This is a genomic window from Paraburkholderia aromaticivorans, from assembly GCF_012689525.1.
GTDB lineage: Bacteria > Pseudomonadota > Gammaproteobacteria > Burkholderiales > Burkholderiaceae > Paraburkholderia > Paraburkholderia aromaticivorans_A.
This window is the reverse complement of record NZ_CP051514.1, coordinates 62,439-82,348: the sequence shown is the minus strand read 5'-3', so window position 1 is coordinate 82,348 and position 19,910 is coordinate 62,439. Positions and strand designations below refer to the sequence as shown.

16 protein-coding genes and 1 pseudogene are annotated in these 19,910 nt (G+C 59.7%); 5 read left to right on the top strand and 12 right to left on the bottom strand.

Going from position 1 to position 19,910, the window contains the following annotated elements:
• Positions 1-439: 439 nt before the first annotated feature.
• The 5 genes from benD to catA form a co-directional block, all read right to left on the bottom strand.
• The gene (benD, locus tag HF916_RS00380) at positions 440-1,216 is read right to left on the bottom strand and encodes a benzoate diol dehydrogenase BenD (protein WP_168787395.1); all 777 of its coding nucleotides are present in this window, start codon (positions 1,214-1,216) and stop codon (positions 440-442) included.
• Positions 1,213-2,235, bottom strand: a complete 1,023-nt coding sequence (benC, locus tag HF916_RS00375) for a benzoate 1,2-dioxygenase electron transfer component BenC (protein WP_168787394.1) — start codon at positions 2,233-2,235, stop codon at positions 1,213-1,215. Before benC ends, benD begins: the two co-directional genes overlap by 4 nt.
• Positions 2,236-2,273: 38 nt before the next feature.
• Positions 2,274-2,762: a benzoate 1,2-dioxygenase small subunit gene (gene benB, locus HF916_RS00370; protein WP_168787393.1), complete on the bottom strand. Its 489-nt coding sequence runs from the start codon at positions 2,760-2,762 to the stop codon at positions 2,274-2,276.
• A complete protein-coding gene (locus tag HF916_RS00365; RefSeq protein WP_168787392.1) occupies positions 2,759-4,117 on the bottom strand; it encodes a Rieske 2Fe-2S domain-containing protein in 1,359 nt (452 codons plus the stop codon). The genes benB and HF916_RS00365 overlap by 4 nt, the downstream gene beginning before the upstream one ends.
• Positions 4,118-4,229: 112 nt before the next feature.
• Positions 4,230-5,165 (bottom strand): catechol 1,2-dioxygenase, encoded by a 936-nt coding sequence (gene catA, locus HF916_RS00360; protein WP_168787391.1) that lies wholly within the window; start codon positions 5,163-5,165, stop codon positions 4,230-4,232.
• Positions 5,166-5,340: 175 nt separating this feature from the next.
• Between catA and HF916_RS00355 the strand changes: the two genes are divergently transcribed.
• From HF916_RS00355 to HF916_RS00335, 5 genes are all read left to right on the top strand, one after another.
• Positions 5,341-6,264 (top strand): LysR family transcriptional regulator, encoded by a 924-nt coding sequence (locus tag HF916_RS00355; RefSeq protein WP_168787390.1) that lies wholly within the window; start codon positions 5,341-5,343, stop codon positions 6,262-6,264.
• 105 nt (positions 6,265-6,369) lie between these two features.
• Positions 6,370-7,497, top strand: coding sequence for a muconate/chloromuconate family cycloisomerase (locus HF916_RS00350; protein WP_168787389.1), 1,128 nt, complete (start codon positions 6,370-6,372; stop codon positions 7,495-7,497).
• An 86-nt stretch (positions 7,498-7,583) separates the two neighbouring features.
• Positions 7,584-7,862: a muconolactone Delta-isomerase gene (gene catC / locus HF916_RS00345; protein ID WP_168787388.1), complete on the top strand. Its 279-nt coding sequence runs from the start codon at positions 7,584-7,586 to the stop codon at positions 7,860-7,862.
• A 167-nt stretch (positions 7,863-8,029) separates the two neighbouring features.
• Complete coding sequence (locus HF916_RS00340; protein WP_168787387.1) at positions 8,030-9,412, top strand: IS4 family transposase; 1,383 nt, start codon at positions 8,030-8,032, stop codon at positions 9,410-9,412.
• Positions 9,413-9,594: 182 nt separating this feature from the next.
• Positions 9,595-10,626, top strand: coding sequence for an IS110 family transposase (locus tag HF916_RS00335; RefSeq protein WP_168787386.1), 1,032 nt, complete (start codon positions 9,595-9,597; stop codon positions 10,624-10,626).
• A gap of 476 nt (positions 10,627-11,102) precedes the next feature.
• On the opposite strand, the gene HF916_RS00330 is transcribed toward HF916_RS00335, so the two are convergent.
• The 7 genes and pseudogenes from HF916_RS00330 to HF916_RS00300 form a co-directional block, all read right to left on the bottom strand.
• The gene (locus HF916_RS00330) at positions 11,103-12,263 is read right to left on the bottom strand and encodes a porin (RefSeq protein ID WP_168787385.1); all 1,161 of its coding nucleotides are present in this window, start codon (positions 12,261-12,263) and stop codon (positions 11,103-11,105) included.
• A gap of 120 nt (positions 12,264-12,383) precedes the next feature.
• On the bottom strand, positions 12,384-13,856 hold the full coding sequence (locus tag HF916_RS00325) for a purine-cytosine permease family protein (RefSeq protein WP_168787384.1): 1,473 nt from the start codon (positions 13,854-13,856) through the stop codon (positions 12,384-12,386).
• A gap of 21 nt (positions 13,857-13,877) precedes the next feature.
• A complete protein-coding gene (locus HF916_RS00320) occupies positions 13,878-14,675 on the bottom strand; it encodes a creatininase (protein WP_168787383.1) in 798 nt (265 codons plus the stop codon).
• 438 nt (positions 14,676-15,113) lie between these two features.
• Positions 15,114-16,325, bottom strand: a complete 1,212-nt coding sequence (locus HF916_RS00315; RefSeq protein WP_168787382.1) for a M24 family metallopeptidase — start codon at positions 16,323-16,325, stop codon at positions 15,114-15,116.
• 483 nt (positions 16,326-16,808) lie between these two features.
• Positions 16,809-18,035: pseudogene (locus HF916_RS00310) on the bottom strand (YbfB/YjiJ family MFS transporter).
• A 497-nt stretch (positions 18,036-18,532) separates the two neighbouring features.
• A complete protein-coding gene (gene purU / locus HF916_RS00305; RefSeq protein ID WP_168787381.1) occupies positions 18,533-19,420 on the bottom strand; it encodes a formyltetrahydrofolate deformylase in 888 nt (295 codons plus the stop codon).
• A gap of 23 nt (positions 19,421-19,443) precedes the next feature.
• Entirely contained in the window at positions 19,444-19,884 is a 441-nt protein-coding gene (locus tag HF916_RS00300) for a dihydroneopterin aldolase (RefSeq protein WP_168787380.1), read from the bottom strand.
• Positions 19,885-19,910 lie beyond the last annotated feature (26 nt).

The following is a 19,910-nucleotide window of genomic DNA, read 5'->3' as shown; positions in this document are numbered from 1 at the left end:
TGCCAGTCGCAGTGCAAACGCACTGTTGTATATGGCCACTAACTCACGCAGTAGCGTATCCCGATTGGTCACGTTTCGCTTTCGCCGTCACGATGTATGCAACTGCATACAAAGCAAATTAGAGTAATCATTCTAATTGATCGGCGCGACAGAAACTCGGAGAAACGATTAGGTATATACCCTTAATAAAACCTTTAATACGTTCGCGCGCCTCTCTGTCTTTTACTAAAGCTCGATGGGGAGCTCATGGCGATGGACAGCTGGCGAGGCCCTTTCCTACCGCCGGTCTTCTCCGGTCCATAGTCAAAGTCAACGCGATACATGCGCTGCTTATGCCAACCCCTGTCGGGAACAGCCTCCGCTTAGGAATCCGCCATCGCCCTGACAATGGTCAGCGCCGGCAGTGACGTGTGTCTGCGTGTCTGGATGAATTCATTGGTCAGCCGGTGTCACCACCGGCTACTGGCAATACAGTTCCCGTGATATAACCCGCCTCGTCCGAAGCGAGGAACAGAATCGGCGCGGCCTGCTCGTCGATGCTGCCGTAGCGTTTAAAGAAGGTCGATTCAGTGACCTGCTTCACCGCTTCGCCCATCCAGATTTTTTCCTGCTCGCTATCGCCGACCGAGTTACGCGGGACACGTCGCGGAGGCGCATCAGTCCCACCCGGCGCGGTGGCGACCACGCGGATGTTGTGCTCCGCGTATTCCATCGCCAGCGACTGCGTCATCGCGTTGACACCGCCCTTCGCCGCCGAATACGGAACGCGGCGGATACCGCGAGTGGCATTCGAGGACACGTTCACGATAGTCCCGCCTCCGCGCTTGAGCAGGTACGGCAGGACTGCATGGCAGGCGTACAGCGTCGGCATGAGGGAGCGACGGATTTCCGCATCGATCTGTGCGGGCTCGAACTCGGCGAAGGGACGCATGCGAATCGCGCCACCCACGCCATTGACCAGAATGTCGATGCCGCCAAAGGTGCGCGCGGCGAAGGCCATCGCCGACGCAGCGCCATCGTACGTCTCGAGGTCGGCGACAAACCCTGCTGTTTCCGCGCCGTGCGCTTCGGCGGCGACTTCCGACACGAAGTCGGCGCGGTCCACGAATAGCACCTTGCCGCCTTCGGCGGCCGCGCGAAGCGCCACCGCGCGACCGATGCCTTGCGCGGCGCCGGTGACCACCATGACCTTGCCAGCGAATCGTTGCGTGCTCATGCTGTCCTCGGTGCTGCGTTAGCAGTGAACTTCTCATAGTGGAAGCTGTTGGGCTTCACGCCGTTGTCGTCGAAATGCTTACGCACTGCATCGACCATCGGCGGCGGCCCGCACAGGTACACGTCCACGTCACCATCATTGACGGCCTCCGCCGGCATGTGCTGCGTCACCCAACCCTTGCGAGGATGGGTCGACTCCGTATCGGCCACGACGGTGCTGTAAGTGAAATTCGGCAACTTCGCCACGTAGGTTTCGATTGCATCGACCTGCACGAGGTCGAGGTCTCGCGTTACGCCGTAAATCAGATGCACTTTTTGCTGCGAATTCGTGCGAGCCAGCACTTCAAGCATCGACAGGAACGGTGCGAGGCCCGTGCCGCCCGCGAGGAACAGCAACGGCCGCTCAACCGCGCGCAGATAGAAGCTGCCGAGCGGTCCGGTCAACTCCACCTTGTTGCCTGCCTGCGCGGATTCGAGCCAGGTGCTCATCACGCCACCAGAAATTTTCTTGATCAGAAAACTGATTTTCGATTCGCCCGGTGCCGACGAAAAAGAATATGAACGGTGCTGACCGCTGCCGGGAACGTCGATGTTGACATACTGGCCCGGCAGGAATACCGGCGCGGCCGCCTCCACATCCAGTTCGAGCACGATGGCCGCGTCGTTGTGCGGCTCGACCCTGGATACGGTCGCGGCGAACTTGCTTTGCTCAGTCTTGCATGCAGTGGAAGATGCCGGCACCGTAATGACACAATCGCTTTCTGGCACCATCTGGCAGGTGAGTACGAGACCGCCCTCCTTCTCATCCTCGGTCAGCGCATCTTCGATGTAATCGTCGCCCAGGTCGTAGCTTCCGCTCTCGGCGCGGCACTTGCAGGTACCGCACACGCCATCGGAGCAATCCATCGGCAGGTTGATTTTTGCGCGAAAGGCGGCGTCGAGTACCTTTTCGCCCGCCTTGCAGGTAACGAAGCGGGTCACGCCGTCTTCAAAATTCAGTGCAATGTTGTAGCTGGACATCTTGCCTCCTGTACTTCTCATTTCCGCGGTGATTGCGCTCAAACGTGATAGACGTCGAGTACCTGGCGGATGTAGTCGTCCTTCAACACGATGCGCTTGTAGCAAATCAACAGTTCATCGTTGACCTTGCGCAGAGTGACGAACATCGTGCCGAAAAACTGGTCGGTGGTTCTGTAACGGTGGCTGAGCGTGTTGAAGTTGTAGCGCACGTCCACTTCGCTCTCGCGCTCGGCCAGCACTTCCACATTGGTGACGTTGTGACTGGTTCGCGGTTCAGGCATCGAGGCACTGCTGCGCTCGGTCTTGATGCGGAACACACGGTCTTCCAGGCCGCCACGGTCCGGGTAATACATCAGCGAAATCTGACTCTCGTGGTCGTCGGTGAGCTGATCATCGTCATCCCACGCCGGCATCCAGTACGTGACGTCCTCGGTATAGCAGGCAAGCCAGTCGTCCCATTGACGGTCGTCGAGCAGGCGCGCTTCACGGAACAGCACGGCGCAAATTTTCTGGTGATCGAAGCTCATGCCAGGGCCTCCCCTTGTTCCTTTTTGAGTGCGTCGCGCATCACATGGACCCAGTACTCGTGCTGACACACAAACAGGCCCTCGTCTTCACTGCGCTCGCCAGAAATGAGTGGCTTCAGACCCATATTTTTTGCATTCGTGTCGGCCCCTTCGACCCACAGCGGCGCGCCGCGCGACAGGTCGTTCCACATTGCAGTGGTGCCGGCATAGCCCGCCTGGCAGGCACGGAATTCTTCGAGGTCATCCGCGGTGCCCATGCCCGAGACGTTAAAGAAGTCTTCGTACTGGCGGATGCGGGTAGCCCGGTCGGCTGCGCTCTCGCCCTTCGGCGCGAAACAGAAGATGCTGACTTCGGTCTTGTCCACGCTGATCGGACGGACGACGCGAATCTGCGTGCTGAACTGGTCCATCAGGAACACGTTCGGATACAGACAAAGATTCCGGGTCTGGTTGACGATGAAGTCTGCCTTCACCTCGCCCACACGTGCCTTGATTTCGTCCCGGTATTGATAGACCGGTCGCACTTCCGGGTTCATCGTCTTGGTCCACAGCAGGATGTGGCCGTGCTCGAACCCGTACACGCCGGCTACCGACTTGCTCCAGCTGTTCGCATCCACGGCCTTGGTGCCCTCGACCTTGCGCCGGTCCATCGTCGCAGCGTAGTTCCAGTGCACGGTGCTGACGTGGTAGCCGTCGCAGCCGTTCTCCATCTGCATCTTCCAGTTGCCGTCGTAGACGTACGATGAATTGCCGCGCAACACTTCCAGCCCGTCCGGGGCCTGGTCGACGATCTGGTCGATGATGACCCTGGTCTCGCCGAGGTAGTCCTCCAGTGGAATCGCGTCGGCGTTGAGCGTGCCGAACAGGAAGCCGCGATAGCTCTGGAAGCGTGCGACTTTTTTCAGGTCATGCGAGCCGTTGGTATTGAATTGCACCGGGTATTCGGTGGTCTTCACATCTTTCACTTTCAGCAGCTTGCCGGTGTTGGCGAAGCTCCAGCCGTGGAACGGACACGTGAAGGTGCCTTTGTTGCCGTGCTTTTTACGGCACAGCATCGCGCCTTTGTGCGCGCAGGCATTGATGACCGCGTGCAGTTCGCCGCTTTTGTCGCGAGTTACCACGATAGGCTGGCGGCCAATCCAGGTGGTGTAGTAGTCGTTGTTGTTGGGAATCTGGCTTTCATGCGCGAGATAGACCCAGTTGCTCTCGAAAATGTGCTTCATTTCGAGCTCGAACAATTCAGCGTTCGTGAAGATGTCGCGGCGGCAACGGAATACACCGTTTTGCTTGTCGTCCTGAACCGCGGTGTGCAGCAGTTCATCGAGTTGCGAGGCTTTGTCGATAGTTGCAGACATGAGTGCTCTCCTACGCGTGCTCCAGGTCATGGGGCACGCGCATCAGTGTCGAAAGATTCTTGCGAAGGATTGAGCGGCAGCAGTGCTACGACGCAGCGGCCGCGTTCAGAAGTTAGGCGGTAGCAGACACACGCAGGCGATGCACGAGCTGGTTATCCTTGCCCTGAATCAGCGGAGTCAACTCGATGTCGAACGCGATTTCCTTATACGCATCGGTCTTCATTCCCAGCGCAGTGCCGCCGGTCTTTTCAACCACGTGGGGAATCAGATCCTCGCGGGTGGCGTAAGCGAAGTCGTCCCAGATCAACGGATCACCCTCGATGTTGATTTGCGTCGTCAGCTTGCGGGACTTGTCGGAGGAGACGAAGAAGTGCACGTGCGCCGGGCGGTTGCCATGGCGGCCGAGCACGTCCAGCAGTTGCTGGGTCGCGCCATGCGGCGGACAGCCATAGCCGACCGGCATGAGCGTACGGAACTCGTACTTGCCGTCGGAGCCGGTGCTGACCGCTCCGCGCAGATTGAACTCGCTCTGCGCGCCGGTCGGGTCGAAGTGCGAATAGAAGCCTTTCGAATTGGCGTGCCAGCATTCGACCAACGCCCCTGCTACGGGCTTGCCATCCGGGCCGGTTACCGTGCCGCGGATAACCAGTGGGCCGGCATCTTCGTCCGGATTGATATCGATTTTCGACACGCCATCGCGCACGGGCGCACCGGCGACATACAGCGGACCCTCGATGGTACGCGGCGTGCCGCCGGTAATTTCAGCCGCTTTGTCTTCCGCGTCCATGCGGATGTCGAGGTATTTCTCCAGACCGAGACCGGCAGCCAGCAGCGCGGCTTCGCCGTCCTGGCCGAGCTTGTTGAAGTAGTGGACGCCGGCCCAGATTTCGTCGGGCGTTATGTCGAGGTCGTCGATGGCCTTGAACAGGTCGCCCAGCAGGCGATTGACAATCTGCTTTGAGCGAGCATTGCCGTCCTGGCTTCCGAGATTGGCTGCGGCCTTCAGCAGGTCCTGCACTTCCTTCGTATCGAACACTTTGACGCTCATGTCTGCTCCTGGATTTCTATTTTCTGGTGCGGGTTAACCCCTAGTTTTGCGCTCGCTTAAGTATGCCTGAGAGGTATAATGGCTGCTAAAACAGGGTGCGAATGCAGAATAAAGGACGCTGCAAGGCCCCGTCCAACACTGATTTGGTATCGACCCATATCCATGAGGTATTGAAATGGAACTGCGACATCTTCGCTATTTCGTCGCCGTGGCCGAGGAACGCAATTTCACGCGCGCGGCACAGCGATTGAACATGGCCCAACCGCCGTTGAGCCGTCAGATCCAGCAGCTTGAAGAGATTCTCGAGGTGCAGCTATTCCAGCGCGACTCGCGCCCGTTAAAGCTCACCGAAACGGGTAAGTTCTTCTATGCTCATGCCGTCCAGTTGCTGGCTCAGACGTCCGAACTCGAATCCATGACGCGGCGCGTGGGCAACATCGGGCGCAGCCTCTCTGTCGGTTTCGTGGGTTCGACGTTGTATGGAATGCTGCCCAAAATCATCCGGCGCTTCCGCGATGAAAACACGACCGTCGAACTCAGCCTCCACGAGATGTCGACGATGGACCAGATTCGAGCGCTGAAGGACGGTCAGATCGATGTCGGGTTTGGCCGTATCCGGCACGAGGACGCGAACATCCGTCGGGTGATTCTTCGCGAGGAGAAGATGATTGTTGCCCTCCCGGAGGGTCATCCACTCTCACTAGCCAAGTCCGTCCTCGCTCTCAGCGACCTGGTCAACGAAACCCTGATTATCTTCCCCAAGGCACCGCGACCCAGTTATGCAGACCAGGTGCTGTCGGCATTCGAAGACCGTGCTCTCAAGCCTCGCCGGATCTATGAAGTACGGGAGTTGCAGATTGCGCTAGGCCTCGTCGCGGCGGGCGAAGGAATTTCTATCGTTCCGAGTAGCGTATACGGCCTGAAGCGAGACGATGTGAGCTACAAGGAACTGGACGACCCGACTCTGGTTTCCCCAATCATCATGAGCATGCGTGCGCTCGACGAGTCGCGCGACATTCGGGAAATGCTTGCACTTATCTATCGGCTGTACGAGGAGGAAAGGATACCCTATGCGCACGGCCCCGACGAGGGTCAGTGAGACTCGCTATACCCAGAGGGTATGACACTAGACGTCGATGGTGTTGGACAGGGGGTTAATGAGCGCGCAATACTTCAGCAACCCCTCCACTCCAACATTCCAGGTATGAACGCCCAAATCACCTCTGTCGAAGCAATTCTGGTTGACCTCCCAACCATCCGCGCGCACCAGTTGGCCATGGCGACCATGCAGCAACAAACCCTTGTCATCGTCCGTCTGCGTTCAAGCGATGGCATTGAGGGTATCGGCGAAGCGACCACGATTGGCGGTCTGTCGTACGGCGATGAGAGTCCCGAAGGCATCAAGCTGACCATCGACACTTATCTTGCACCTGCAGTTGTTGGGCAAGATGCGACCAACATCAACGATGCGATGTTCAAGCTGAACAAGGTTGCCCGGGGCAACCGGTTTGCCAAGTGCGCAATCGAGACGGCTTTGCTGGACGCTCAGGGCAAGCGCCTGGGCGTTCCGGTTTCAACGCTTCTCGGCGGCGCTGTCCGCAAGACACTTCCGGTCCTGTGGACACTCGCAAGTGGCGATACCCAACGCGACATCGATGAAGCAGAAACGCTGCTCGCCGAACGTCGCCACAATACTTTCAAGCTGAAGATTGGCCGGCGTAGCGTGCGTGATGATGTAGCGCATGTATCGAAAATCAAAGCCGCGCTCGGCGACCGCGCCAAAGTCACGGTTGACGTGAATCAGGCATGGAATGAGGCGGACGCAGCGCTGGGAATCGAAGCGCTTGAAGCTGCTGGCATTGACCTCATCGAGCAACCCACGCCGCGAGAGCAACGCGGAGCACTCGCCAGACTTGCATCGCGCTTCATCGTCCCCATCATGGCCGACGAAGCAGTGACAGGTCCGGAGGATGCCCTTGAACTTGTGCGCGGCGCCTGTGCGGACGTCTTTGCGCTGAAGATTGCGAAGTCCGGCGGAATCTACGGAATGATGCGTACAGCCGCTATTGCGGATGCAGCCGGCGTGTCCCTGTATGGCGGCACGATGCTTGAAGGCAGCATCGGGTCGATCGCATCGGCACACGGATTCGCTGCACTCCCGCAACTTGCCTGGGGCACCGAGCTGTTCGGACCACTCCTGCTGAAAGACGACATCGTCACTGCGCGCCCCGAATATCGGGACTTCGACCTCCATCTGCCAGAAGGACCGGGCCTGGGCCTCCATATCGACGAAGACAAGCTCGCCTTCTACCGTCGCGACAAAAACATCTGAGCGCACGCGCTTAGCGCAGAAACAACCACTTCGACGTTCTCCTGCCAGTGAACTGGCAGGAGCGTTGCATTTTTTGGAAGAGAACCATGCTTTATCTCGTAAGAATGGACGTACACCTGCCACACGACATGCCCGTGGCTCAGGCCGATGAAATCAAGGCTCGCGAGAAGGCATACTCGCAAGAACTTCAACGGCAAGGTAAGTGGCAGCAGCTGCATCGCGTGGTCGGTGAGTATGCGAACTTCAGCGTTTTCGACGTCGAATCGCACGACGAACTGCACACCCTCCTCTCAGCTCTGCCGTTGTTTCCGTATATGACGATGAATGTGACCGCGCTCGCACGTCATCCGTCATCCATCCGTTGAAGCGGTTGTGTCGCGGTAAGGGCTGAAACACCGATCGGATTGATCTGATCGGAATGCGCGTCAAACCCCGGGGTTCAGCCTAAGGATTACCCACATCTCGATCATCGCTTGTAAACTGCGCTGACCAATGTTAACTTGAGCGCGTTCATGGACCGGAATGAACCGCATTGTCTGCAACGGGTGATTTCGATGACTGGGCCAGCGAAGAATTCGGCGCGGCGGCGCTGGGCGACGCCCGCCTGACGCAGCGCCTCGTTGCGCTCGCGCGACGGCTGGCGGAGAGCCCACAGTGTTCGTTTCCACAGTCGCTGGACGGGGCACAACTGAAGGCTGCCTATCGTTTCTTCGACAACCCACGGATCGACACCAACGGCGTATTGGCCAACCACATTGGGCAGACGCTGAACCGCATGCAGCAGGTCCCGGTCGTCCTGGCCCCGCAGGATACGACTGAATTCAACCTCATGCATCTGCCGGCGACGCAGGGACTGGGCCACGGCACGAGCAGTAATGTGCACGGATTCATGCTGCACAGCTTGCTGGCCGTGACACCTGAGGGCCTACCGCTCGGGGTGCTGGGAATGAAGACGTGGATTCGTGCACCCGAGGAATCCGGCAGATCGAAACAACGAAGGAAACGACCTATCGAGGAGAAGGAAAGCGTCAAGTGGCTCGAGGGCCTCGAGCATCTGGCATCGGTGAAAGCGCGCTGCCCCGACACCCACATCATCGGCATCTCCGACCGCGACGGCGATGTCTACGATGTGTTCATTGCTCCTCGGCCAGTGGGCGTTGACTGGCTGGTACGTGCAGCCTGGAGCCGCCGCGTTGCGCATCCGCAGGCATATCTGTGGGACGCCGTTGCGGCAGAGCCCGCTGTGGGCGAAACGGATCTGCTGGTGCCGACCCGGAATGGAAAAACACCGACACGCACTGCGCAATTGACGGTGCGTTGCAAGGCGCTCCGGTTGCGTCCGCCGCGCAGCCGTCAGCACGATAAGTTGCCGGATGCCGAGGTGTTTGTGATCCACGCGCTGGAGACTCAGCCCCCCGAGGGCGTCGAGCCGATCGAATGGATGTTGCTGAGTTCGGTGCCGACACTGACCTGCGATGACGCACTCGAACGTTTGGCGTGGTATGCCCGCCGTTGGACGATTGAATCGTGGCATCGCGTCCTGAAGAGCGGGTGTCAGATCGAGGCCCGACAATTCGGCCACCTGGATCGCTTCGTGCGCGCCACGGCATTGTTTGCTGTCATCAGCTGGCGCATCATGTACGCGACGCTGCTGGCCCGCCTTGATGGCGACCTGTCCTGCGAAGTGCTGCTGCAGCCACTCGAATGGCACGCGCTGTATTGCCGGATACACGGCACTACGCAATTGCCGGCCGAACCGCCAACGCTCGCGCAGGTGGTGCTCTGGGTTGCAAAGCTCGGTGGTTATCTCAATCGCAAGCACGACCATCCCCCTGGACCAACCGTGATGTGGCGTGGCTTTCTCGCACTGCACGAGAGCGCGGTCATGTATCGTATCTTCCGGCAAAACGAGTAGCCTACGTCGGAATCAAATCAAGAGATGTGGGTAATCCTCAGCCTCTTTAGGGCGGGGAGATGGTATGAACACCTCCCTCCCCTCGGGGAAGTGCCAGGGCCGAAAGGGGCTCTCGCTTGACCGATGGCATCGATGTGCCAAAGTGAAAGTTCCACGAGTCACTTGAGGTAAGGAGAGCCCAAATGAATGCTACGACATATGGTCTGGATATCGCAAAGGCCGTGTTTCAAATGTACTGGGTAGATGGACAAAGTGGCGAGATCTGTAGTCGAAAATTCCGTCGTGAACAGCTGATCCGGTTTCTCGCAACCCGGGCACCAGGAAAGGTGGCGCTGGAGGCATGCGGAGGGGCGCACTGGTGGGCGCGAAAAATCCAGAGTCTCGGACATCAGGTGGTGTTGTTGCATGCGAAATACGTGCGTCCGTTCGTCAAAACCAACAAGACGGATGCGGCAGACGCCCAGGCGATCTGGACGGCGGCCCAGCAACCCGGGATGCGAACTGTGGCGATCAAGAGCGTAGACCAGCAAGCCATCCTGAGCCTGCACCGCATCCGGTCGGGCCTGGTGGCGACACGAACCCGCGAAACCAATCAGATTCGCGGGTTGCTTGCGGAATATGGACTGTACTTCCGATATGGCCGCAAGGCGCTCATGAATGAGCTCAAGGCACGTATGGCCGAGATAGAAGAGGTCGTGCCGCAGCTTGTCTGGCGGGCGTTGTTGCGTCAGCTCGAACAGCTCCAGCAGGTCGAGCAGGGGATTGACGAAGCCGAGCGGGAAAATCTGCAGTGGCTGAAATCCAGTCCCCAGGCAAAAACGCTCGATGACATAGCCGGCGTGGGTCCATTGACAGCCACAGCCACTGTTGCGGTCATGGGCTCGCCAAAGGCATTTCGCTCCGGACGCGCATTTGCGGCGAGTATCGGCCTGGTACCCCGTCAGAGTGGGACTGGGGGCAACGTCAGACTCGGCGGCATCAGCAAAAGGGGTGACCCCTATCTGAGACAGCTATTGATCCATGGCGCGCGAATGGTCGTGACCCATTCCAAACAACGTCCCCAGTGGGTAGAAGCGTTGCTGAAACGGCGTCCGGTCAATGTGGTGGTGGTCGCGTTGGCCAACAAGATGGCACGAACGGCGTGGGCGTTGCTCGCGCATAACCGGTCTTATGAGCGGGAATTTGTGAGCGAGCGACCAGCCGTCGCGGTATAGATTGAAACGATGAGTCTTTGAACACAGGAGTTGCGCAGAGCAAGGGTAACGTGTGATGGCAAACCAGGTCGGACCGTGGAAACGCAAACCTGATGACGTCCATGGGCGTGAAGCCCGCCGTGGGAGATGAGGTCGTTTCCAGCAGATTCCATCAAGGCCAGCGGGCACCGTCTCGCAATGAAGGTCGGATATAAGACTGCAACCGCTTCTGCTAGCCAAAACATCAACCCCCTGCCTTGCGGAACGGGAGGTGTTCATATAAGGATGTCAAACCGATTCCTGATAGATGCGAGTGCTACGACCGCGACACTGCCGCGAGCCGTGGCGGCTTGACGAAATCGACCTCCCCAACTTTTGCGCGCTCTCTCCTACGGCGGTCGACTCTAGAAATACTTTGCCAGCCGGTTTGCTCACATCAGGTCGCCTGGACCGCGCAATCTTGAGCTTCAGGACATCGATCTGACGGCAGCAGGCGTTCAGAACGCGTGACGCATGCCCACCGTGACCGCCACTTGCGTGTTCGTCGCGGACGGCGACAGCGTGTTGATCATCGCGTGCGACAACACGGAATCCGCGGGCGCACCGTGCACGTTCTGATACACGCCTTCAAGATAGAAGTCCGTGCGCTTGCTGATCGAGTAGTCGGTCTGCAGCATGGCCGTGTTCCATCCCGGCGACGAACCGTTGTAGGCGCCGCGCGTATACGTGTACGCGCCCGATACGCTCCACGCCGGCGTGAGCTCATACTTCGCATTCACTTCGTAGTTGTCGAGGCGCAGCGAACCGGCGAGGGTGCCGGCGGAGTCGTCGTTTGCGCCGAGGTAGCTGCCCGTGCCGAACGAGAAGACGGCCGCCGCGTTATCGATCTGCGTGTGACTCCAGACCAGCCCGACGGTGGCCGGCCCGAAAGTGTAGTTACCGCCCAGCGACCAGATACGCTGGCGCTCGGCAATGAAGTTCGCGCTCGTATCGCTGGTGGTCACGGCGCCGGCGCCGTGACCCGCGTTGTTCAGTTGCAAGTAGCCGGCGGCAAGATTCAGCGGGCCCACGACATAAGACAGGCCGAAGCTGTACGAGCGGTTATTCGCGAAGTCGCCCGCCGTGTTGCTGAACGAATACATCGTTTCGAACGTGACGCCGCGGTAGGTCGGACTCGCGTACTTGACCGAATTGTTGATCACGACCGAATTCGCAGCGAGGTTGTCGTTTTCGAACGGATGCGCGGCGATGCTGCCGCCCCACGTGTTGTACTCGGCCGTGAGCGGTCCGACGAGGTCGTTCATCACGTCGAACTGGCGACCGAATGTCAAGGTGCCGTACGGATCGCTTTGCAGTCCAACCCAGGCCTGCGAACCGAAAGCGCTTCCGGCGAAAGCCTGGGCGCCATTATTCAGAAGGAACGATTGCTCCAGCTTGAAGATCGTGTGAAAACCATCCCCAAGATCCTCCGACCCCTTCAGCCCAAACACCGTGTTTTGCGTCGAGCTGGTTACTTCCTGCCAGTTGCTATGCCCGAGTTGATTGTTTGTGTAGATCAACCCCGTATCGATAAGGCCGTATAGGGACACGCTGCTTTGCGCGTGCGCCGAAACTGTAAAAGCGCCGAAGAGTACGACCGCGAGTAGAGATTTTTTCATACCTGTTGGCTCGATGAAGCAGCAGTGGTTGACGAAATCAATTGATGCCTCAAAAAAAGCCCGCGTCTCCCAACGGTCACCGTATACCGTCGAGGGTTGACGCGGGCAATAACGGACAATTCAGATTGTGTTTGAGTTCAGCTCCGCGTGCGCGACGGCATCCACCGTGGCCCGGAAGTGCGGGCTGCGCCGGGCCATCGCAAAATAGGTCAAGGCCGCAGACAACAGGCCGAACTCAAAGCTAAGATCGCCCCAGCCGAGGTAGTCGCGCATCAACGGGCTGACGTAGGTCGGCGAATTGGAGAACACGAGCGAAGCTACGATCCCGACCAGCAGCGCGATGACACCCGGCCAGAAGACTCCCGCGTCGTACCAGTACGCGCCGCTGCCCCACTTCATCCAGGCATCCGCCCGATATCGGCCACGACGCATGAAGTAGTCGACAATAACGATGGCCGCCCATGGCGCAGTCCAGAAGACCATGTAGTTCAGGAACACCTGGTACATGTCGAAGAACTGCCCGTAGAACACCGTCACTACACGGAAACAGAGCGTGAAGAGCGCAATGATGGTCAGCGACGTAATCCGGTTGATCGGGATGCGCAGCGCCAGCAGACCGAGGCCAGCGGTGTAGCCGTTTGGCACGTTTGCCGCGATCCCACCGAGAATGATCGAAAACAGCAACGGCACGATGAACCACGTCGGCAGGAATTTGCCAAGCTGGCTGACCGGGTCATCGCCGAGCGTGCCACCCAGTGCCGTGGCAAACAGCACGCCGATCACTTCGCAGAACATCAACGCGACGAACTGTCCACCGCCGGCCGCCAGCACGATCTTTTTCCAGCTGGTTTCAGCTGGGAAATAGCGGCTGTAGTCGGAGGCGAAGTTGGCCCAGCCAATCGGATAGGAAAAGATGATCCCCATCGCGATCAGCCACGTACTGATCGACCCGCCACCGTGGTTGATGGCTGACGCCATCGCGAAGCTCGTATGGGGCAGCACGAAAGCCGCCAGCCCGCCGAACAGCACGGCAAGCACAACCGCGATCCATTTCTCCGCGGCGATGATCGTTGCGTGTCCAAATATCGCCAGCAGGATTTCCGCAGCAAGGATGATCGCCAGCGAAACCCACACTACGGCCTGGCTGTGAAAGCCGCCCATCTTCAGCAGCGTTTCGAGCGCCTGGGTCGCGACCACCGAGTTGATCGAAAACCAGCTGAGCGCGGACACGAGGCTTACCGCTTTAGGAAGGAACGACCCGAGCTGGCCGAACGAACTGCGCGAGGTCATGATGCCGGACGTACCGGTACGCGGCCCCATGATCGTCGTCAGGCCAAGCACAAAGCAGCCCAGCAGGTTGCCCACCAGAATCGCGCCCAGCGCCTGCCATAGCGACAATCCCTGCGACAGCGCGAGTGCCCCTGTCACCACCACCACGTAGTTGGTGTTGGCGCCAATCCACATCTTGAACAGTTCAGCCGGTGTCCCATGCCGATCCTTGAGCGGAATCGGATCGATGCCGTGCTGTTCGACGCTCCATGCCTTGTCGGCTGTAATGTCGGTGTGCGGGTTACGGTTATCGTAGTTTCCCATTACTTTCTCCTGATTGGAGTGTCAGTCGCGTGACGCATTCACGCGCGCATCGTAGGCTTCGCTAAGTGCGCGCGAAATCCCTTGTACACAGACGTCGAACAGCAACGCGCCCTTTTCAGCCGACGCAGCCGCAGCCGACGACAGACAGCCCGACGCAGGCGTCCACTCCGGAATGGCCGGAAAGACGTCGTACGGCGGAAAGCTCGCGGCGGCATGCGTGGGCACGCATGACATGTCGACCAGATGGGGATGCAGATGCAGCATCAGCGACGTTTCCAGCACACCACCGTGCTCGACCGCCCAGCCTGGAAACCCCTCTGGGTAGATCCGGGCGATCGTGTCTTCGTTGACGAAATCCCAGTACGACAGCATCACCACCTGAAAATCGTGAATGCCTTCCCAGCGGAGTTCGCGAATGGCGAGATCGATACCCTCGACGACAAACATCGAGTTTTCAAAATGACCGTTGATCAGGCAGATCTTGCGCGCGCCATGCCGTGCGAACTCCTTCAGGATGTCCTTGACCGTCGACGACAGCGTGTGGCCGTCCAGGCTCGTGGTGCCGCACAGGTGATTGCCGCCGCCGCTCTTCTGCTGGGACTTGTAGCCGTATGCAATAGCCGGCGCCACCAGTGCGCCGATCTGCTGCGCCACCGCTACAGCGACGGCGCCCGGCAGCAGCACATCGGGATTCATCGACATATGCGGGCCATGCTGCTCCAGCGCACCGATCGGGATCAGGATCGGCTGGGCTTCGTCCTTCACACGGCGCATATACTCCGGCGACGCCAGTTCTCCAATTACCACTCTCTTTTCCATCAGAATCTCCTCCGTTACTTATTGTGTCGATCGGTTCGCCGCTACGGGCGCATAGCCAGATTTCGACCCGACGCCCATGCGACCAGACAGGGAAGTGCCGCGAGATGGAACCGCCCGCCCGCAGCGCTCAGACCGCTATAGATGCCTTCATGTGGCGTCTCCCAATATGAATGCGGATTGCTGAGTTTTTGGTTTCAGCTCTTTCGGCCGTTTCACCATTCTGACCTGCTGAAGCAATACGGCTCGCCCAGCAGGAATAAAAATCAGCCGCCCGACAAAGTACCGAACGGCATAGCCCGGCGCAAGATCTTTGACGTCCCATCCTGACCCAATAACCTCATCGTCAGTTCGGCTGAAGTCGCGCAGCCGAACCGAATGTGTCGGCGGTGGCAGATGCTTCCACCCCGCAGCCGGAGGCTGTGTTCAGTCAAGGCCGTATCAGGCCTTGATGATGTTGTGCTCCGGACCGTACGGGAATGCGGTAATGTTGGTCGCACTCTTCTCGCCGACCACCAGGATGTCGTGCTCGCGATAGCCGCCCGCACCCGGCAGGCCTTGCGGCAGCATGATCATCGGTTCCATCGAAATCACCATGTTCGGCTCAAGCACCGTGTCGATGTCTTCGCGCAGTTCGAGCCCCGCTTCGCGCCCGTAGTAATGCGACAGCACGCCGAACGAATGGCCATAACCGAACGTGCGGTACTGCAGCAGGTTGTACTCCGCGTAGATCTTGTTCAGTTCGTGCGCGATATCGCTGCAGCGTGCGCCCGGCTTGATCAGCTTCAGCCCCGCCTCATGCACTTCGACGTTGACCTTCCACAGACGCAGGTGCGCGTCAGAGCAGTGGTCGAAGAACATCGTGCGTTCGAGTGCGGTGTAATAGCCGGCGATCATCGAGAAGCAGTTCAGGCTCAAAATGTCGCCCTTCTGCACCTTGCGCGTCGTCACCGGATTGTGCGCGCCGTCCGTGTTGATGCCTGACTGGAACCACGTCCACGTGTCCATCAGTTCCGAATCGGGAAAGCGGCGCGCGATCTCGCGGACCATCGCCTGGGTCGACGCGAGTGCGACCTCGTGTTCGGGCACCCCCTCATGAACCGCCGCAGCGAGCGCCGCACCGCCCACGTCGCAGACATTCGCGCCGTGCGTGATGACCGCAATTTCCTCGGCCGACTTGATCATGCGCATGCGCATCGTCTGCGCGCTGATGTCGACGAATTCGACTGACGGCAATGCGGCCTTCAGCTTGGCCAGCACATCGACCGGCACATGATCGAACTCGATGCCCACACGCCCCTTGTTCTCGATTTCCTGCTGCACGCCACGGAAGAAGTTGTCGCGCTGCCAGTCGGTGTAGACCACGTTGTAGTCACCGACCGTGCGGCGCCACGGCTGGCCACCGTCGATGTTCGCCGAGATCGACACGACCTTTTTCTGCGTGACCACCAGCCCGTATTTACGGCCGAACGAGCAGTACAGGAAGTCTGCGTAGTAGTTGAGGTTGTGATACGACGTGAACAGCACGGCGTCGATGTTCTCGCGCGCCAGCAGATCACGAAGCTTGCCCTGGCGGCTGGCGTACTCGGCTTCCGAGAAGGTGTGCTTCACCTTTTCGCCGTTCTCGATTCGAATCAGATTCTCCAGTTTCATGCGCTCGCTCCTTGGTGAAAATGGTCGGTGGGTGTGAGCAGATGGTAGGAGTTCGGCGTTTTCGAAAATTTCCCAATTCGACAAAGTGATTTCCCGTTTAGCCATCGCGGGTATACACCCGTGAGCGAAATTCCGGGCGGCTGACGCTTGTAGCACGACGATCTAATACCTTAAGGGAATCATTTGCGGGTGGCGAACTCGGAACTCTGCCAAGGAGCCCACAGCCGATGCGCCCTCAAAAAAGACCAGAGGCGCATGCCCGGAGTGCGCTCCGCTACCGCTTGCGGTCTTTGCCCGCTGCGATCCGGCACAGCACCTTGCAGCGCGCCAAGAAGTGCGCCGTCAATGTGAAGCCGGGCGGGCGCGGCCGCGATCCAGCCGTCAGAAAAGACAATGCAGCAGTTGGCACGACAGGGGGGAGCGGGCCTACGGCTACCTGTGTCGCCACGTCCCCGCTGCGTTGAAGCGGCTACAGTGGCGGATTCAACCGGTCGTTGCTTTCGTTGATTCCGATGCCGCAATGGGCCATAACTCCTGCGCGAGCAATGGCCTCTGAAACGCCGCCAGTACTGCACCGGTCACCAGCAGCAGCGTGGAGTAGACCAGACCGCGCGACAGTCCCGCCCCGTCGGACACCCAGCCGATAGCGAGTGGCCCGAAGATCTGCCCGAACGCGAAGACGATCGTGAACAGGCTGATCCCCCGGGTCCAGTGGCTGGCGGGCAGGTTGTGCCGGACGAAGGCCGTGGTCGATGCCACGGCGGACAGGAAGGCGGCGCCGAACAGCACTCCTGACGCAAACGCAACCAGTGGATGTGTAAACACCGCGGGAAGCAGCGTCGCGAGCCCGAGCAGCCCGTTGAGCACCGCGAGCGCCTGGCCGCCGCGCATGCGGTCGAGCAACCCGGACCAGAGCCGCGCCAACACGACAGTCGCCGCACCGAGCAAAATGTAGAAGCCAGTCACGACGGCTGCGCTCATTCCGGCATTGCGCAGCAGCGCAGCGAGAAACGCCATGTAGCCGATATAGCCGACACCAAAAAGTCCGTAGCCGGCCAGTGCCAGACCGAAGCTCGGCCAACTCGGCGCATGGTTCTCCGCGACGCGCGAACCCGCTGCCGGCGAAACCGCTGCATGGTCAGTTTCGATCACGCGTGCCGCGCCGATCGCAAATCAGCGAAAACGCCACGCACAGGGTCGCGAGCGCGAACCACGCGAACTGCCAGCCGTGCGAGGACTTGAGAATCGTCAGGGGCACGAGCACCGCCGAGACGACGATGCCCCACCCGGTGCCGCCGTAGTAGAGACTAAGCACGAGGCTCGCGTCGCGCGGCCCCGCCGACGCGAGCCGGGCCGCCAGCACGCCACCGCTGATGAAAATGAACGCGCTGCGCGCGCCGGTTATGACGCGCTGGGCAAACAGCGCGTGAATATCGGACAGCACACCGTTCACCGCCATCAGCAACGCCGTCACCACGCAACCGGCGATGAACAGCGCACCGGGTGTCCAGCGTCGCGATAGGCGCGGAAAGGCCAGTGCGCCAGGCAGATAGCCCAATGCGTTGGCCGTATTCATTGCGCCGGCTTGAGCGAAGCTCCAGCCGGGATCGCTCTTCATCGCGGGGAGCAACAGTGCGTAGAGAATCGCGCGAGCCCCAGCGCGATCGCGCTGCCCAACGAAAGCATCAAGGCGAGCAGCAGCGTGCGCATCCGGTCCGGCTGTTCGGCATCAGCTCCGGCGATGTTGGTTCACAATGCGGATCGCACCGGCATCCCCCAACGAAACGACTCAGATACGCGCGAGTCGAGGAGCCCGTACGTCGTGTAATAGTTGTGCCCATTTCGCCTTTTATCGGCTCTCCATCCGGCAGTGCTCGCGAATCATCGATCAGCAATTGCGCCCAGCCACATACCGGCCAACCTGCCAGGATCAGGAACACCGCAAGCTTGCGCCTCAGTTGCTGTTCTGTTCGTTGATTGGTAAAAGACCGCGCTACCTGGACAGGTTCAGATCCAGTGCGAAGTCATGCCGCTGGATGCCCGAAAGTAGTCAACCTCTTGTGAAACGGCAGATGCCGACGCGTCAGCAGTAATGCGTCGATGCGCACGGGCCAGCTTGGGCCCAGACCTGGCAGATTCTGCATGCGCCAGATTGCTCCGCGTTTTCAACATCCGCGACATGCCCGGACAATATGGAGCAGCCAGTCTTACTGAAGCACGACGGTGCAGTTGCCGTTGATGAAAATTCGATGCTCGGTAAAAAGCTTGACGGCGCGCGCCAGCGCGAGGCACTCCACATCACGTCCTGTCGCAAGCAGCCGGTCGGGGCCATAGGCGTGAGTGACGCGTTCCACGACCTGCTCGATGATCGGCCCTTCGTCGAGATCGTCGGTGACGAAATGCGCGGTCGCGCCGATCAGCTTCACCCCGCGTGCATGTGCCTGGTGATATGGCTTCGCACCCTTGAAGCCCGGCAGGAACGAGTGGTGAATGTTGATTGCGCGTCCGGCGAGGGATGCGCTCAGCCCGGGGGACAGCACCTGCATGTAGCGTGCAAGGATGACCAGTTCCGCGCCGGTCCGTTCGATCAGGGTTAGTAACTGGGCTTCCTGCTGCGGCTTCGTGTCGGCGGTCACCGGCAAATGGTGCCAGGTGATGCCGTTGGGGACAGCCAGCGGCTCAAGATCCGGGTGATTGGACACGATCGCGACGATGTCCATCCTGAGTTCGTCCATGCGCCACCGGAACAGCAGGTCGGCCAGGCAATGATCGAACTTCGACACCATGATCAGTACCCGGGGTTTCACCGACATGTCGTGAATCGCCCAGACCATATCGAAGCGTCCGGCGACCACCGCGAACTCGCCACGCAGCGATGCGACATCCAGCTGCTGTGCGGATGCCGCGTGAAAAATGCAGCGCACGAAAAAGCGGGCCGTAGTGTCATCGTCAAACACGTCAAATTCGTCGATATAACAGCCCCGCTCATCGAGAAATCGCACCAGCGCCGCGACCTGTCCAGGCGCACTGGCACAGGTGACGGTCAGCGCGAACTGAGGCGCCCGAACCGTGCGCTTCGTAGTGTTTTCAGTCATGGTTACTCCGTGTGCTGGATGTGTCAGGCGTACCAGGCTTCGGTGACGTGTGCCGCGGCCGGGTGGGCGCGCCAGCGCAGATAGTCACGACGACTCCAGCGCAGACGTACGCCCACCCGCTCAGCCGAGCGCACTGCGTGCGGCTTGTAAAGCGTGAGCACCGCGTCGTCGAGCACCGTGAAACGGTCGAACGTCAACGTCAGCAGATCGGCGGCGAGTCGCTCGACCAGGTCCGTATGTGTCTGGTCTTCGAGGTATGCGCGCAGTATCCGGCAGAACGCGTCGTAGTCGAGGCACGCATCGATGTGATCCGGTAGTGCCTCGGCGCGGCAATGCAGCACGGCGTCGATCACAACCGGTTGCGGCGCGCGTTCGTGGTCATGGATCCCGATCCGCGTCTGCACGCGCAACTCATCGATCACAACGTCCCATTCGACCGTCGGTCCCGCTTCTGCATGTTTCATCGAAGGATCTCCTCTTTATGGCGGGC

Bases quoted from the DNA above. Each gene is read 5' to 3' on its own strand.
- HF916_RS00315 (WP_168787382.1), bottom strand. From the start codon at position 16,325: ATGAAACTGGAGAATCTGATTCGAATCGAGAACGGCGAAAAGGTGAAG.
- catA (WP_168787391.1), bottom strand. From the start codon at position 5,165: ATGAGCGTCAAAGTGTTCGATACGAAGGAAGTGCAGGACCTGCTGAAG.
- HF916_RS00335 (WP_168787386.1), top strand. From the start codon at position 9,595: ATGAATGCTACGACATATGGTCTGGATATCGCAAAGGCCGTGTTTCAA.
- HF916_RS00350 (WP_168787389.1), top strand. From the start codon at position 6,370: ATGAACGCCCAAATCACCTCTGTCGAAGCAATTCTGGTTGACCTCCCA.
- HF916_RS00300 (WP_168787380.1), bottom strand. From the start codon at position 19,884: ATGAAACATGCAGAAGCGGGACCGACGGTCGAATGGGACGTTGTGATC.
- HF916_RS00330 (WP_168787385.1), bottom strand. From the start codon at position 12,263: ATGAAAAAATCTCTACTCGCGGTCGTACTCTTCGGCGCTTTTACAGTT.
- benC (WP_168787394.1), bottom strand. From the start codon at position 2,235: ATGTCCAGCTACAACATTGCACTGAATTTTGAAGACGGCGTGACCCGC.
- HF916_RS00320 (WP_168787383.1), bottom strand. From the start codon at position 14,675: ATGGAAAAGAGAGTGGTAATTGGAGAACTGGCGTCGCCGGAGTATATG.
- benB (WP_168787393.1), bottom strand. From the start codon at position 2,762: ATGAGCTTCGATCACCAGAAAATTTGCGCCGTGCTGTTCCGTGAAGCG.
- HF916_RS00365 (WP_168787392.1), bottom strand. From the start codon at position 4,117: ATGTCTGCAACTATCGACAAAGCCTCGCAACTCGATGAACTGCTGCAC.
- catC (WP_168787388.1), top strand. From the start codon at position 7,584: ATGCTTTATCTCGTAAGAATGGACGTACACCTGCCACACGACATGCCC.
- HF916_RS00355 (WP_168787390.1), top strand. From the start codon at position 5,341: ATGGAACTGCGACATCTTCGCTATTTCGTCGCCGTGGCCGAGGAACGC.
- HF916_RS00325 (WP_168787384.1), bottom strand. From the start codon at position 13,856: ATGGGAAACTACGATAACCGTAACCCGCACACCGACATTACAGCCGAC.
- benD (WP_168787395.1), bottom strand. From the start codon at position 1,216: ATGAGCACGCAACGATTCGCTGGCAAGGTCATGGTGGTCACCGGCGCC.
- purU (WP_168787381.1), bottom strand. From the start codon at position 19,420: ATGACTGAAAACACTACGAAGCGCACGGTTCGGGCGCCTCAGTTCGCG.